The organism is Gilliamella sp. Pas-s25 (assembly GCF_009795885.1).
Taxonomy (GTDB): Bacteria; Pseudomonadota; Gammaproteobacteria; order Enterobacterales; family Orbaceae; genus Gilliamella.
In genome coordinates this window covers 36,919-49,515 of the sequence record NZ_WTEV01000012.1, presented here as the reverse complement: position 1 = coordinate 49,515, position 12,597 = coordinate 36,919, and the positions used below count along the sequence as shown (strand labels likewise).

At 36.2% G+C, this 12,597-nt stretch carries 11 protein-coding genes; 10 read left to right on the top strand and 1 reads right to left on the bottom strand.

The genetic code is table 11. The features are described 5' to 3' along the window. Positions 1 to 27: 27 nt before the first annotated feature. Positions 28 to 1,263: an N-acetylmuramoyl-L-alanine amidase gene (locus GQ593_RS07250; RefSeq protein ID WP_160431430.1), complete on the bottom strand. Its 1,236-nt coding sequence runs from the start codon at positions 1,261 to 1,263 to the stop codon at positions 28 to 30. 465 nt (positions 1,264 to 1,728) lie between these two features. Here GQ593_RS07250 and miaB point away from each other — a divergent pair, with 465 nt between their 5' ends. From miaB to frr, 10 genes are all read left to right on the top strand, one after another. Next, positions 1,729 to 3,156 carry a tRNA (N6-isopentenyl adenosine(37)-C2)-methylthiotransferase MiaB gene (miaB, locus tag GQ593_RS07245; protein ID WP_160431429.1) on the top strand — a complete coding sequence of 476 codons (1,428 nt, stop codon included), beginning with the start codon at positions 1,729 to 1,731 and terminating at the stop codon, positions 3,154 to 3,156. A gap of 77 nt (positions 3,157 to 3,233) precedes the next feature. Further along, positions 3,234 to 3,713, top strand: coding sequence for a hypothetical protein (locus GQ593_RS07240; protein WP_160431428.1), 480 nt, complete (start codon positions 3,234 to 3,236; stop codon positions 3,711 to 3,713). 24 nt (positions 3,714 to 3,737) lie between these two features. After that, positions 3,738 to 4,760 carry a PhoH family protein gene (locus GQ593_RS07235; RefSeq protein ID WP_237397710.1) on the top strand — a complete coding sequence of 341 codons (1,023 nt, stop codon included), beginning with the start codon at positions 3,738 to 3,740 and terminating at the stop codon, positions 4,758 to 4,760. Between the two features lie 18 nt (positions 4,761 to 4,778). Beyond that, complete coding sequence (gene mrdA / locus GQ593_RS07230; RefSeq protein ID WP_160431452.1) at positions 4,779 to 6,716, top strand: penicillin-binding protein 2; 1,938 nt, start codon at positions 4,779 to 4,781, stop codon at positions 6,714 to 6,716. Further along, positions 6,716 to 7,825 carry a peptidoglycan glycosyltransferase MrdB gene (gene mrdB, locus GQ593_RS07225; protein WP_202115409.1) on the top strand — a complete coding sequence of 370 codons (1,110 nt, stop codon included), beginning with the start codon at positions 6,716 to 6,718 and terminating at the stop codon, positions 7,823 to 7,825. Before mrdA ends, mrdB begins: the two co-directional genes overlap by 1 nt. Positions 7,826 to 7,839: 14 nt before the next feature. Continuing rightward, entirely contained in the window at positions 7,840 to 9,021 is a 1,182-nt protein-coding gene (locus GQ593_RS07220; RefSeq protein ID WP_160431427.1) for a serine hydrolase, read from the top strand. A gap of 431 nt (positions 9,022 to 9,452) precedes the next feature. Next, complete coding sequence (gene rpsB, locus GQ593_RS07215; RefSeq protein ID WP_065638006.1) at positions 9,453 to 10,190, top strand: 30S ribosomal protein S2; 738 nt, start codon at positions 9,453 to 9,455, stop codon at positions 10,188 to 10,190. Between the two features lie 88 nt (positions 10,191 to 10,278). Beyond that, positions 10,279 to 11,136 (top strand): translation elongation factor Ts, encoded by an 858-nt coding sequence (tsf, locus tag GQ593_RS07210; RefSeq protein WP_160431426.1) that lies wholly within the window; start codon positions 10,279 to 10,281, stop codon positions 11,134 to 11,136. A 118-nt stretch (positions 11,137 to 11,254) separates the two neighbouring features. Beyond that, positions 11,255 to 11,989, top strand: a complete 735-nt coding sequence (gene pyrH, locus GQ593_RS07205; RefSeq protein ID WP_065587088.1) for a UMP kinase — start codon at positions 11,255 to 11,257, stop codon at positions 11,987 to 11,989. A gap of 29 nt (positions 11,990 to 12,018) precedes the next feature. Then, positions 12,019 to 12,576 (top strand): ribosome recycling factor, encoded by a 558-nt coding sequence (gene frr / locus GQ593_RS07200; protein WP_065587087.1) that lies wholly within the window; start codon positions 12,019 to 12,021, stop codon positions 12,574 to 12,576. Positions 12,577 to 12,597 lie beyond the last annotated feature (21 nt).

Sequence of the window (12,597 nt, the reverse complement as noted above, 5' to 3'; positions counted from 1 at the left end):
AGGTTTTTCTGAAACTTTTGTACAATATTAATGTTTACGTTTTTTCAAATAATCTTTAATACCATCAACAATTGATTTAGATACCTGATTTTGGAATGAAGCAGTCTTTAATTTTTTTTCTTCAGTAACATTACTAATAAAGGCTGTTTCGACTAAAACAGATGGAATATCCGGCGCTTTTAACACTGCAAAGCCTGCTTTTTCAAGTGATGGTTTATGTAACTTATTAACTTTTTTCATTCGATTTAAAATAGCATTACCAAGTAACACACCATTACTTAACGTTGTTTTTTGGACTAAATCTAAAATAGTATCATCTAAATATTTATCGCCACTGCGGCTCACGCCACCTATTTGATCTGCTTCGTTTTGGGTTTGAGCTAAATAACTTGCGGCGGAACTACTTGCCCCACGTGTTGATAATGCAAAAACAGAGGAACCACCAACAGAACGATTAGCAAACGCATCAGCATGAATAGAAATAAATAGATCGGCATGTAAAGATCGTGCCTTAGCTACTCGTACTTTTAAAGGAATAAATACATCTTCATTACGTGTCATGTAGACTTTTATATTAGGCTCTTTCTTAAGTAAATTATAAGTACGCCGTGCAATTTGTAAAACAATGTCTTTTTCACGTGTTTTATTGTAGCCAATAGCACCAGGATCTTCACCACCATGTCCAGGATCGAGTACCACGATAATCGGGGCATTTTTATTTTTATTCGTTTGTGTTTTGATCTCAGATTGTTTTTTAGTGAGATCACCTTTTTTATACTCTTCTAAAAGTGCAAGTAAAGGATCATCATCTGTGGTGGAAGCGGGTTTAGATGGATAAAGATCCATCACTAAACGATGTTTAAATTTCGCTATCGGTGCTAAGGTAAAAGTATTAGGTTTAACGCCCTGCTTTAATTCAATCAATATTCTCACTGTTTTAGGATCACGTTGAACAACGCGTATCGATTTAATATAAGGATCATGCTTTAATACTTTTGAAGAAATATTTTTTAAGGTTGGATTTAAATTAATATTGCTAATATCAATTGCGATCCGGTTCGGATTACTCAATAGAAAGTGTTTGTATTTTAATCTGATATTTGATTCTAAAGTGATTCTTGTATAGGTTGATGATGGCCAAACACGCACAGCAATAACTTGTGCCATTGTTGCAGCAAAGCCTATACGAGTGACAGATAACAAACAAGTCGCAATAATACCTTTAACTAATAGGCGCTTTGTAGGACTAAATGTTTTTGACATATTTAATCTAAACACTTTATTTTCTATATGAGTTAATCGCAAATAATAACATAAATTATAAAGATTTTAAAAAGAATGATTCTTATCTTCACCCACTTTTTAATCAATAAAGCATCAATTTTTAATGTTATAGCTCAATTAGCATTTAATAAACAATTATATGATATTACAAATTTGATTTTATTGATTTTTATCTATCTTAACATCGGGTGGTATATTTCATAATAGCAAAAATCACAAAACATCTGAAAAATACCTGAAAAAGAGTTTTATACTAAAACACATATCTACCTGAAACTTCTTGACAGTATTTTTAGGGATTCTAAAAGGTCTATCTAACGTTTTGCGTTGCCATTTTTTATTTTATTATAGACCCTATAACTACAAAGGATTACAATATGGCTCGCTAAAATCGCGGATTTAAACCCGTTTTCATTTTAACAATTAAATATAGCTGAGTTATTGATGAGCAAAAAATTACATATCAAAACTTGGGGTTGCCAAATGAATGAGTATGACTCAACAAAAATGGCTGATCTCCTTGAATCCACCCATGGTTTAACCTTAACAGACAATGCCGAAGAAGCTGATATTTTATTATTAAATACCTGCTCTATTCGAGAAAAGGCCCAAGAAAAGGTCTTTCATCAACTAGGTCGTTGGAAAAACTTAAAACAACATAATAAAAATATCATCATTGGTGTTGGTGGTTGTGTTGCTTCGCAAGAAGGTGCGCAAATTCGTAAACGTGCACCATTTGTAGATATTATTTTTGGACCGCAAACTTTTCACCGCTTACCTGAAATGATTGAACAGATTCGCAGTGGTAACAACAATCATGTGGTTGATGTAAGCTTTCCTGAAATTGAAAAATTTGATCGTCTGCCTGAACCTCGTAGCGAAGGTCCAACCGCATTTGTGTCGATTATGGAAGGATGTAATAAATATTGTACTTACTGTGTAGTGCCTTACACCCGAGGTGAAGAGGTCAGCAGACCTTGTGATGATGTCATTTATGAAATTGCGCAACTGGCTGAACAAGGTGTACGTGAAGTTAATTTATTAGGTCAGAATGTTAATGCTTATCGAGGCCCCACATTTGATGGTGATATTTGTTCCTTTGCTGAATTATTACGCTTAGTTGCAGCCATTGATGGTATCGATCGCATTCGCTTTACAACCAGTCATCCAATTGAGTTTACCGATGATATTATTGATGTTTATCGTGATACACCAGAGCTAGTTAATTTTTTACATTTGCCAGTACAAAGTGGATCAGATCGTGTATTAAACTTAATGAAACGTACGCATACTGCGCTTGAATATAAATCCATTATTCGAAAATTACGTAAAGTGCGTCCTGATATTCAAATTAGTTCGGATTTTATTGTTGGTTTCCCAGGTGAAACACAACAAGATTTTGAACAAACCATGCAACTGATTGCCGATGTCAATTTTGATTTAAGTTATAGCTTTGTTTATTCAGCGCGCCCAGGTACACCCGCTGCTGAAATGGAAGATAATGTATCAGAAGAAGAGAAGAAGCAACGCCTTTATATTCTTCAAGAACGAATCAATCAGCAAGCTATGCAATTTAGTCGTCGTATGTTAAATACTGTACAGCGTATTTTAGTTGAAGGTCCATCCAAAAAAGACCTTATGGAATTAACCGGTCGAACAGAAAACAATCGAATTGTTAATTTTGAAGGTCGTCCTGATATGATTGGCAAGTTTGTTGACGTTGAAATTACTGATGTTTATCCAAATTCATTACGAGGAAAAGTGATTAGAACTGAAGATGAAATGGATTTACGTGTTAGTGAATCGCCAATGTCAGTTATATCACGAACCCGAAAGGAAAATGATTTAGGCGTTGGGATCTATCAACCGTAAAAGTGAAACGTAAAATATTTAGCTAATTTTTATAATAGAACTTAGAAAATAATTAAATAAAGGATAGAAAGGAAAATATGTTTATTATTTTTGGAACTCGCGGAAGAGAAGTTAACGAACATAGTGGACAATTTAATTGCCCTAATTGTTGTTCACAACAAAATATTACTAACGACGAAAAACAACAAAAATATACGCAGATAAAAGTAGCTAAGTATTTTACACTGTTTTTTATTCCTATTTTCAGTTACGAAACATTAGGGCGTTATATAAAGTGTAATGAGTGCAATAGTGATTATAATGAAAAAGTGCTCGAATATGTGCCGCCAACATTTGAAGAACAAGTTGCATCATATGTTGAACAAGAGTTAAAAAGCGGAACACCTATTTCAATGCTGGTCAATAAATTAAAGGCACAAGGATTTGATGAAAAACAATCAACAAATGCAGTAAATAATGTTGTTAACGGAAACATTGTTTCTTGTTATCAATGTAAAATGGATTTTCTTAAAGGCGTTGAAAAATGTTCTTTATGTGAACAGCGTCTTAGTAATTAAAACTAATTGATTAGAGGTTTATCTTTGAATATTACGACACATGAAACCATGCTTGAACCAGCTGATAATCAGCGGCTCAATAGTCTTTGTGGTCCTTATAATGACAATATTAAACAACTTGAGCGTCGATTAGGTATTGAAATTAATCACCGTGGCAATTTATTTGCAATAACAGGCGATAGAATTTGTGTGCAAGCCACTGTCGATATTTTGCAGTCTCTTTATAAACAAACCAAAATAAAAGATAAAACTGTTGATATTGAACCCGAACAAATTCATTTAGCAATAAAAGAAACAGGTGCGCTTGAAAAGGTCAGTAAACACTTACCTGCTTATATCGATCATCAAGGTGGAAAGCTGGTGATGATTAAAACTAAACGAGGTGTGATAAAACCAAGAACGGCAAATCAAGCACAATATATTGCGCATGTTTTAGATTATGATATTTCATTTGGTATTGGACCTGCTGGAACAGGTAAAACCTATTTAGCGGTAGCCGCCGCAGTTGATGCGCTTGAAAAGCAACAAATTCGTCGTATTGTACTAACCCGTCCTGCCGTTGAAGCGGGTGAAAAGCTAGGTTTTTTGCCAGGCGATTTAAGTCAAAAAGTGGATCCTTACTTACGTCCACTTTATGATGCCTTATTTGAAATGCTTGGCTTTGAAAAAGTTGAAAAACTAATTGAAAAAAGCGTGATTGAAGTGGCACCACTCGCCTATATGCGTGGGCGAACGTTAAATGATGCGTTTATTATTCTTGATGAAAGCCAAAATACGACTATTGAACAGATGAAAATGTTTTTAACCCGTATCGGTTTTAATTCAAAAGCGGTCATCACTGGCGACATCACTCAAATTGATTTACCTCGTCATCAAAAATCGGGTTTACGTCATGCTATTGAAGTACTCAGCCAAGTTGAAGAAATTAGCTTTAATTTTTTCAATAGTGAAGATGTGGTGCGTCATCCTGTGGTTGCTAGAATTGTTAACGCTTATGAAAAATGGGAAGAACAGCAGCATAAGCCACAAACAGAAAAAAGTATTTAGAGGAGTTCTATTATCTCTATATCAAGTAAAAAAAAGAGAACGAACATTCGAGATCATTCAGCAGAAGCAACGTTGTTTTTTCGCAGAGCGTTATTTTCATTTGTTGTTATTATTATTTTAATTATTATTTTGCTGGTTAACCTTTCGGGGTTACAGATTTTGAATTACAGTTATTACAGCACAAAATCCAATGATAATCGCATTGAAATTATTCCTATTCCACCTAATCGCGGCATGATTTATGATCGTAATGGTACCCCATTAGCCATTAATAATATTACATATCAATTAAATATCATTCCCGATAAGATAAAAAATCTCAATGAACAATTTGAACAGTTAAAAAGTATCGTCGATTTAACTGATGAAGATATTGAAAATTTCCAAAAAGAACGTCGTAATTATAAAGCGCACAGGCCTGTTCCATTAAAAGATAATTTGACCGAACAACAAATTGCTCGTTTTGTTGTTGATCAGCATCGCTTTCCCTATGTTTCAATCGTCGATATACAGCATCGTTACTACCCTTATGGTGCATCTCTTACTCATATTCTTGGCTATATTTCTAAAATTAACAGTCAAGATAAACAGCGTTTAGATGATGAAAATAAAACCAGTGATTACGTGGCTACTTTTAATATTGGTAAAATGGGGATAGAAAGATATTACGAAGACGTATTACACGGAACACCGGGTTATGAAAAGGTTGAAGTCAACAGCCGAGGGCGTATTGTCCGACAACTTAACCAGCACCCACCGAAAGCAGGCGAGGATATTTATTTATCTATTAACCTTAAATTGCAGCTTTATATTGAGCAATTACTCGCTGGGCGTAAAGCAGCCGTAGTTGCTATTGATCCGAATAATGGTGAGATTTTAGCTTTGGTTTCTAGCCCAAGCTATGATTCCAATCCATTTGTAGGTGGGATATCAAGTAGTAAATATAGCGAATTGCTTAAAGATCCAAGTAAACCTCTTTTTAATCGGGCTTTACTGGGTGCTTATCCGCCCGCTTCGACAGTGAAACCTTTTATTTCTATTGCGGCTTTAAGTGAAGGTGTTATTTCACCAAAAAGCGTGGTTAATGATCCCGGTTGGTGGCAATTACCTGGTACTGAACGCCGTTATCGAGACTGGCTTAAATGGGGGCATGGTCGCGTTGATGTATTAAGAGCAATTGAAGAATCAGTTGATACCTATTTTTATCAAGTTGCCTATGATATGGGGATTGATCGCTTAAATTTATGGATGACTAAATTTGGTTATGGTGAGCGAACAGGTATTGATATATCACCAAACGAAGAAACTCGTGCGGTTATGCCGAGTCGTGAATGGAAAATGAAGCGCCATAAAAAGTCTTGGTTACAAGGCGATACTATTCCAGTTGGTATCGGTCAAGGTTATTGGACGGCAACCCCAATCCAAATGGCAAAAGCATTAACGACCTTGATCAATAATGGTAAAACTTACACACCACATTTTTTATTATATAAAAAGAGTGATATTTTAAATTCAAATGAACATCAACCAATAGTTAATCCTGAAAATTATATCGAAACAAATAGCCTAGTTGATGTCAACCCAACTTATTGGTCACTTGCTAAAGAAGGTATGAATCGCGTCATGTTTGGATCACGAGGAACGGCACGTAAGATTTATGCTGATGCAAAATATCAGGCAGCAGGTAAATCGGGTACCGCGCAAGTTTATGGTTTGAAACAAGATGAAATCTATAATGCGCATAAGATCCCTGAGCATTTACGCGATCACGCATTATTTATTGCTTATGCCCCTTACGATAAGCCAAAAATTGCATTAGCCATTGTTTTAGAAAATGGTGGGGGCGGAAGCTCAAACGGTGGTGCGGTAGCGCGTAAAATATTGGATTTTTACCTTTTAGGCAATAATTCAACAGAGCTTGATGAATCATCATCAAATATAGGAACTGAAGATTAATGATGAATAATATCAAAAAATCCATTTGGCAAAAGATACATATTGATCCGCTATTTTTTTTATTTATTACTTTATTACTTGGTTATAGTCTTTATATTCTTTGGAGTGCAACGGGGCAAAGTATTGATATGATACAAAAGCGAGCAATACAAATATTGCTTGGTTTTGTTGTAATGATTGTGTTGGCGCAGTTTTCACCCAGAACTTATGAAAAGTGGGCACCGTATCTATATGTTGTTTGTATTTTGATTCTATTGTTAGTGGATATTTTTGGTTATACCAGTAAAGGCGCACAGCGTTGGTTGGATTTAGGTATTTTGCGGTTTCAACCTTCTGAAATTGCCAAAATAGCGGTGCCATTAATGGTTGCCAAATTCATTCATCGTGATGGATGTCCGCCACCATTAAACACCACCTTACAAACACTTGCTATTATTGGCGTACCGACGTTACTTGTTGCGATGCAGCCCGATTTAGGTACCGCAATTTTGATTGTTATGTCAGGCATTTTTATTATCTTTTTAGCAGGCATGAACTGGCGCTATATTCTTGTTGCGCTCATTTTAATAGCCATATTTTTACCTATTATGTGGTTCTTTTTAATGCATGATTATCAGCAAAAACGCGTATTAATGCTGATCAACCCTGAGCTTGATCCAAGCGGGGCTGGCTATCATATTATTCAATCCAAAATAGCAATTGGATCGGGCGGTATATGGGGTAAAGGTTGGCTTGCAGGCACACAATCGCAACTTGAATTTTTACCAGAGAGACATACCGATTTTATCTTTTCAGTTATTGCTGAAGAGTTTGGTTTTGTTGGATCTATCGTTTTACTGATTCTCTTTTTATGTTTAATTGTGCGCGGACTGATTATTGCTACGCAAGCACAAACCACATTTGGACGAATCTTATCGGGTGGGCTAATTTTAGTGTTTTTTGTTTATGTGTTTATTAATATAGGTATGGTCAGTGGAATCTTACCTGTAGTTGGTGTACCATTACCACTCATAAGCTATGGGGGCTCATCTTTAGTCGTATTAATGGCAAGTTTTGGCATTATGATGTCTATCCACACACATCGATATATGTTATCTAAAAATATTTAACGGAATTTAAATAAATGACAAAGAAATTTAAATTATCTTTTGCTTTTTTCGTGCTTACAGTTTGTTCATCAGCATCGGCCGAAATGGCTTTTCCTATTCCAGCTATTCCACAGTTAGATGCTGAATCTTATATTTTAATCGATGCAAAATCAGGTGAAATTTTAGCACAATATAATGCTGAACAGCAGCGCGATCCGGCAAGCTTAACTAAAATGATGACCAGTTATGTAGTTGGTCAAGCATTGCAGTCAGGACGTATTAAAAATGATGATATGGTTGTGGTCAGCAAAGACGCATGGGCGACAGGTAACCCTGTGTTAAAAGGATCATCATTAATGTTTTTAGAAGTCGGTAAAACGGTATCGGTTTCTGATCTTAACAAAGGCATCATTATCCAATCTGGTAACGATGCGTGTATTGCAATGGCAGAGCATGTTGCTGGCAGCCAAGGTGCTTTTGTTAATTTAATGAATGATTACGCCAAAAAAATTGGACTAAATCATACCCATTTTGAAACTGTACACGGACTTGATGCCCCAGGCCAATACACAACAGCCAAAGATATGGCCTTTTTAGGACAAGCATTAATTCGTGATTTACCTGAAGAATATTCCATTTATAAACAAAAAGAATTTACCTATACCCTATCAAAACCCCAACTTAATCGAAATGGCTTACTTTGGGATACTACATTAAATGTAGATGGCATTAAAACAGGCCACACCAATGCAGCAGGTTACAATTTAGTTGCTTCAGCGGTTGATGGCAATACTCGTTTAATTTCAGCGGTACTGGGTGGTCGCACCTTTAAAGGTCGTGAAGAAGAAAGTAAAAAGTTATTAGTCTGGGGATTTCGCTTTTTTGAAACCGCAAACCCTATAAAAGCAGGTACGCCATTAGCGACCGAAACGGTTTGGTATGGTGACGAAAATAAAGTTCAATTAGGTGCGATTAATGGATCTTATATTACTGTACCAAAAGGCCGCTCTGCAGATGTGCAAGTTGAATATAAAATTGATGATTATATTTATGCCCCAATCACTAAAGGCACTACAGTGGGTAAAATGCAGTTTCTATTAGATGGTAAAGTGATTAGCGAACAACCTCTGGTTACTTTACAAAACGTCGAAGAAACAGGATTTTTCGGTGGTATATGGGATTGGATCTGCCTACAATGCCATAAGTTATTCAGCTAGTTTTTATTATCATTGTTCTGTAAGCGTCTGCTTACAGAACAACCTACCCCCCTCAAAAATAATCTAATATAAAAAATCACCGCTCAAAAACCGTCATAAAAAATATTGATTTTATTTATTTTTGTTAAACAAGCAATGAAAGCTTAATAAAGCTTACCTACATCTAAATAACGATAATTAGCTTTGCTAACAGCTAATAAATACAAATAAAGCTGGCAATATTATACTATTTATGGTATAAAACGCGCGCTATATTTCATATTATTTTTTTGTAAAAGTAATGATGAATAAAAGCATTAAATTTAATGATTAATTAACGTTATAACACACACATATCATTACACTTTTCCGGGGTGCCTTTTACCTTGTGTAATTAGGTCGGTTAAAGCGGATATGTGGAGGCATAACCCCAACGTCAAAATGAGGAAATCATGACTACAGTATCAATGCGCGATATGTTACAAGCGGGTGTACACTTTGGACACCAAACTCGTTATTGGAACCCAAAAATGAAACCATTTATTTTTGGTGCACGCAACAAAGTTCATATTATCAATCTTGAAAAAACAGTACCATTATTCAACGAAGCATTAGCTGAATTAAACAAGGTTGCTGCTCGTAAAGGTAAAATTTTATTTGTTGGTACAAAGCGTGCAGCTAGCGAAGCAATTAAACAAGCAGCTGAAAGTTGTGGACAATACTATGTTAATCACCGTTGGTTAGGTGGTATGTTGACTAACTGGAAAACAGTCCGTCAATCAATCAAACGCTTAAAAGATTTAGAAACACAAGCTAGTGATGGCACATTTGATAAATTAACCAAAAAAGAAGCACTTATGCGTGCTCGTGAAATGGCTAAATTAGAAAATAGCTTGGGCGGAATTAAAAATATGGGTGGCTTACCTGATGTGATCTTTGTGATTGGTGCAGACCATGAACATATCGCTATCAAAGAAGCTAACAATTTAGGTATTCCAGTCATTGCTATTGTTGATACTAACTCAGATCCTGATGGAATTGATTACATCGTACCAGGTAATGATGATGCAATCCGTGCAATTCAATTATATGCTAATGCAGTTGCTGAGGCAGTACGTTCTGGTCGCGAGCAAAACCAATCTCCAGTATCTGAAGAAAGCTTCGTAGAAGAAGCTCCAGCAGCAGAGTAATAAACTCAAATATTTTCAGGGTCGATACTTAATGCTATCGACCTATTCTAATGAAAGTTATCACAATGGTTAAATAGAGGATTAAAAAATGGCTGAAGTTACCGCTTCTATGGTAAAAGAACTGCGCGAAAGAACTGGCGCAGGTATGATGGAATGTAAAAAAGCATTAGTTGAAGCTAATGGTAATATCGAACTTGCAATTGACAACATGCGTAAATCAGGTCAAGCAAAAGCCGCTAAAAAAGCAGGTCGTGTTGCGGCTGAAGGTGTTATTATTTCTAAAATCTCTGCGGACAAAAAATTTGGTATTATCTTAGAAGTAAACTGTGAAACAGACTTTGTTGCAAAAGATGCTGGATTTTTAGCATTTAGTGATAAAGTTGCTGAAGCAGCATTAACTGAACGCACTAGTGATATTGCTGCACTGCAAGCTAAATTTGAAGAAGAGCGCACAGCTTTAGTTGCTAAAATTGGTGAAAACATCGGCATTCGTCGCGTTGCACAAATCGCTGGTGATGTTGTGGGTAGTTACCAACACGGTGCGCGTATTGGTGTATTAGTCGCTGCTAATGGTGCTGATGATGAATTAGTTAAACATATTGCAATGCACATTGCTGCAAGCAAACCAGAGTATGTTGATCCAAGCAGTGTTCCAGCTGATGTTGTTGAACATGAACGTAACATTCAAATCGATATCGCAATGAAATCAGGTAAACCACGTGAAATCGCTGAAAAAATGGTTGCAGGCCGTATGCGTAAGTTCACTGGTGAAGTATCACTAACTGGACAACCATTTGTTATGGATCCTTCAAAAACAGTTGGCGAATTATTAAAAGAAAAGAGCGCAGCAGTTGCTTCATTCATCCGTTTTGAAGTGGGTGAAGGTATTGAAAAAGTTGAAGTTGACTTTGCTGCAGAAGTTGCTGCAATATCGAAACAATCTTAATCGTTTCAAAAAACCGCCGTTAAGGCGGTTTTGTTTATCTACAAAATATTTTAAAATTGCTATAGGCTAATTTTTTAGCTTATTGAGTAATAAAACAACGAAATAGTGAGACTTCAGTATGGTGACCCCTTTCTATAAACGTATTCTTCTTAAACTCAGTGGCGAAGCACTACAAGGCGACGAAGGTTTTGGTATTGATGCAACCGTTCTAGATCGCATGGCGCAAGAAATCAAAGAGCTAATTGAAATGAATGTTCAAGTCGCTGTTGTTATTGGGGGCGGTAATCTATTTCGGGGGGCAGGGCTTGCTAAAGCGGGAATGAACCGCGTTGTTGGCGATCATATGGGAATGCTAGCAACTGTAATGAATGGTCTTGCGATGCGCGATGCGTTACACCGAATTGAAGTTAATGCCCGTTTAATGTCAGCCATTCCATTAAACGGTGTATGTGATGATTATCGCTGGACCGAAGCAATTAGTTTGCTTCGTCATGGTAGAGTCGTTATTTTGTCTGCTGGAACAGGTAATCCATTTTTTACCACCGATTCAGCAGCATGTTTACGTGGTATTGAAATTGAAGCTGATGTTGTTTTAAAAGCCACCAAAGTTGATGGTGTTTATTCAGCCGATCCTGTTAAAGATCCAACAGCAACACTTTATAAAACATTAAGTTATGATAAAGTACTTGATGATGAACTTAAAGTGATGGATTTAGCTGCATTCACATTAGCAAGAGATCATAATCTACCCATTTGTGTCTTTAATATGAATAAACCTGGTGCATTGCGTCGCGTTATTTTAGGTGAACAAGAAGGGACATTAATTAATAACAAAGCAACAGTAACCAGTTAATTATCTTTATTTTAAATAAGGCTTTTATTATGTTAAACGAGATTCAAAAAGAAGCGCAAACGCGCATGGAAAAAAGCATTGATGCGTTTCAAAATCATATTTCTAAAGTTCGAACCGGTCGTGCATCACCAAGTTTATTAGATGGCATTATGGTTGAATATTACGGCAGTCCAACGCCACTGCGTCAACTAGCTAACATCGTTGCTGAAGATGCAAGAACGCTAGCTATCACAGTATTTGATAAATCATTAACTCCTGCTATTGAAAAAGCAATTTTAACGTCTGATTTAGGGTTAAACCCAGCATCAGCAGGTACCGTTATTCGTGTACCATTGCCACCATTAACAGAAGAACGCCGTCGTGATTTAACTAAAATTGTTCGTAACGAAGCGGAACAAGGTCGAGTATCTATCCGTAATATTCGCCGTGATGCCAACGATCAAATCAAAGCGTTACTAAAAGATAAAGAAATTTCAGAAGATGATGAACGTAAAGCACAAGATTTAATCCAAAAAGCGACAGATGCCGCAATTAAAAAATTAGATGCAGTGCTTGCCGATAAAGAAAAAGAGTTAATGGAATTCTAATTCTTCTATTTTTTCCCTTTC

Bases quoted from the DNA above. Each gene is read 5' to 3' on its own strand.
- pyrH (WP_065587088.1), top strand. From the start codon at position 11,255: ATGGTGACCCCTTTCTATAAACGTATTCTTCTTAAACTCAGTGGCGAA.
- miaB (WP_160431429.1), top strand. From the start codon at position 1,729: ATGAGCAAAAAATTACATATCAAAACTTGGGGTTGCCAAATGAATGAG.
- GQ593_RS07220 (WP_160431427.1), top strand. From the start codon at position 7,840: ATGACAAAGAAATTTAAATTATCTTTTGCTTTTTTCGTGCTTACAGTT.
- GQ593_RS07250 (WP_160431430.1), bottom strand. From the start codon at position 1,263: ATGTCAAAAACATTTAGTCCTACAAAGCGCCTATTAGTTAAAGGTATT.
- frr (WP_065587087.1), top strand. From the start codon at position 12,019: ATGTTAAACGAGATTCAAAAAGAAGCGCAAACGCGCATGGAAAAAAGC.
- GQ593_RS07240 (WP_160431428.1), top strand. From the start codon at position 3,234: ATGTTTATTATTTTTGGAACTCGCGGAAGAGAAGTTAACGAACATAGT.
- tsf (WP_160431426.1), top strand. From the start codon at position 10,279: ATGGCTGAAGTTACCGCTTCTATGGTAAAAGAACTGCGCGAAAGAACT.
- mrdB (WP_202115409.1), top strand. From the start codon at position 6,716: ATGATGAATAATATCAAAAAATCCATTTGGCAAAAGATACATATTGAT.
- rpsB (WP_065638006.1), top strand. From the start codon at position 9,453: ATGACTACAGTATCAATGCGCGATATGTTACAAGCGGGTGTACACTTT.